Genomic DNA, 2,121 nt, shown 5'->3' with positions numbered 1-2,121 from the left:
CTCCACTGGATTGTGCCCCTGGCGGTCATCTCAATGGCTGTGCTGGCCTTGATGTTTGTCATCAATCAGCGGCTGCAAAGAATCGTGTACCAAAAGACCCGTGATGCCAATGAGGCCAGGGAAAAAGCAGAGCGTTACCTGGCAATACTCGATCGCCATACCTGCGTGATGCGGGTAGATAGTGAGTTGAAGGTGCAATACATTTCCATCGCTTTTTGCGAATTGACGGGTTATGAAAGCCATCAGTTATTGGGGAAACCCCACACGTTCCTGATGGATGAATCGAATAATGGTTTAAAGATTCGCCAGTTGTTGGAAGCCACTTCTGCCGGAAAAAACTGGCAGGGCGAGATTCATGTGAAGCAAAAAAATGGCGGTCAGTTGGTGATGGATGTCTTTGTGGAACCTGTGCAGGATGGCAAGGGCAAGGTTCTAGGTTATAACGCGGTGTATCTGGACATGACCCAGAAGAAAAATGCTGAGTTGTTGTCTATCACCGATACGCTCACCAACCTCTACAACCGCAATAAAATTGATGCTCTGTTGGTGAAAGAAAGCAAGCTGGTGAATAGAGGCAGCCCCGTTTTTTCCATTATTCTGTTGGATATCGACCACTTTAAGCTGATTAATGATCAGTACGGCCACTTGATGGGAGATCAAGTGCTTCGCGAAATTGCCCGCTGCCTTAAACACAATATCCGAGAAACGGACTATGTCGGTCGCTGGGGCGGAGAAGAGTTCATGGTGATTTGCGCCAACACCTCTCTCATGGGTGCAGAGGCGCTGGCGGAAATGCTGCGAGCCAAAATGGAGCAGGCTGAATTTCCTGAACACATCCATGCCACCAGCAGTTTTGGGGTGGCGGAATATTTCCCTGGAGAGTCGATCGATAGCCTGATCAAGCGAGCCGACGAAGGGCTTTACTGGGCCAAAAACAGCGGGCGAAACTGCGTTCGGACGCGACCCTGTCACGTGGGCAGTGCCTAGTCGCTGTGTCTAGAGGCGGCGACTCACCAAAACGGCTTCTACAATAACCGCCGCTGCTCGTATACCTGCTGCCAGTGTTCACCTTTCTTGATGGACACTTCTGTTTCGAAATAATGCTTCATCCGACGGCGGTCGTCTTTGTTGTCTTTCAGGGCGGCGCCGATCAGAAAGTGCACCAGGTTATCCAGGGCCATGGTGCCACTACCATAATAATAGGCATGCACACCCATGGCATGGGCTACTGACACGGCTTCCGCGGTGGACATGACGGTGGCGGCCAGGCGGTCGGTACTGCGGCCATCCAGAGTCTGGCCATTGCGCAATTCGTGGAACAGGGTGGTCAGCACTTCGATAGTGAGGGCGTCGGGTTTTACCTCCACACCGGAGAGGCGAATCAGTTTTTCCGATTCGCGCATCACCACATCAATTTCGTCTGCAAGGTCCCGAATCGGTGGGATGGTTTCAAAGTTCATGCGGCGCTTTAGTGCAGCGCTCATTGCATAGATGCCGCTGTCCAGGGAATTGGAGGTGGCGATAATATTGAAGCCTTCCCGGGCGAACAGCACCGAGTCTTTACCCAGTTCCGGCACCATGATCTGTCGTTCTGACATGATGGAGAGAATGGCATCCTGAATATGTTGCGGGCAGCGGGCAATTTCTTCAAAGCGCACCAGTTGGCCGTCAAGCATGCCCTGATAAATAGGACTGGGAATCAGTGCTTCGGCGCAGGGTCCTTGCGTGTTGAGCAGCGCTTCGTTCCAGCTGTACAGCAGCTGGCTGGTTTGGGAAATGGCGCCGCCCTGAATGGTAAGGGTCGACTGGCCGGATATGGCGGCAGACAGCAGTTCCGACAGCCAGGATTTGGCGGTGCCGGGTTCGCCGATCAGCATGGCGCCACGGTTGGTGGCCAGGCTGATAATAATGCGGGTGACCAGTTCACGCTGTGCGACAAATTTACGCTGGATATCCAGTTCATCATCGCCGAGTACAAACTTCTCGACCGCCAGTGGTGACAGATTCCAGCCGGGTGGTATTGGGCCAGAGTCCCACTCCCGAAGCCTTTCCAGTTCTTGGTGGTAAAGAGTTTCCGCCGTGGGGCGTTGTATGGCTTTGTCGCTCATGTTATCGGGTCTC

Annotated in this window: 2 protein-coding genes; one reads left to right on the top strand and one right to left on the bottom strand. The window is 53.2% G+C overall.

What is annotated here, in order from left to right; genetic code table 11:
• Nucleotides 1-987, top strand: a 987-nt coding sequence (locus ACYZYZ_RS02315) for a GGDEF domain-containing protein (RefSeq protein WP_461483106.1), incomplete at its 5' end; no start/stop codon positions are given.
• Nucleotides 988-1,025: 38 nt separating this feature from the next.
• On the opposite strand, the gene ACYZYZ_RS02310 is transcribed toward ACYZYZ_RS02315, so the two are convergent.
• Nucleotides 1,026-2,121, bottom strand: a 1,096-nt coding sequence (locus ACYZYZ_RS02310; protein WP_461483105.1) for an ATP-binding protein, incomplete at its 5' end; no start/stop codon positions are given.

It is taken from the genome of Porticoccus sp. (assembly GCA_023261185.1).
GTDB lineage: Bacteria > Pseudomonadota > Gammaproteobacteria > Pseudomonadales > Porticoccaceae > Porticoccus > Porticoccus litoralis.
This window is presented reverse-complemented; position numbering and strand designations above follow the sequence as displayed.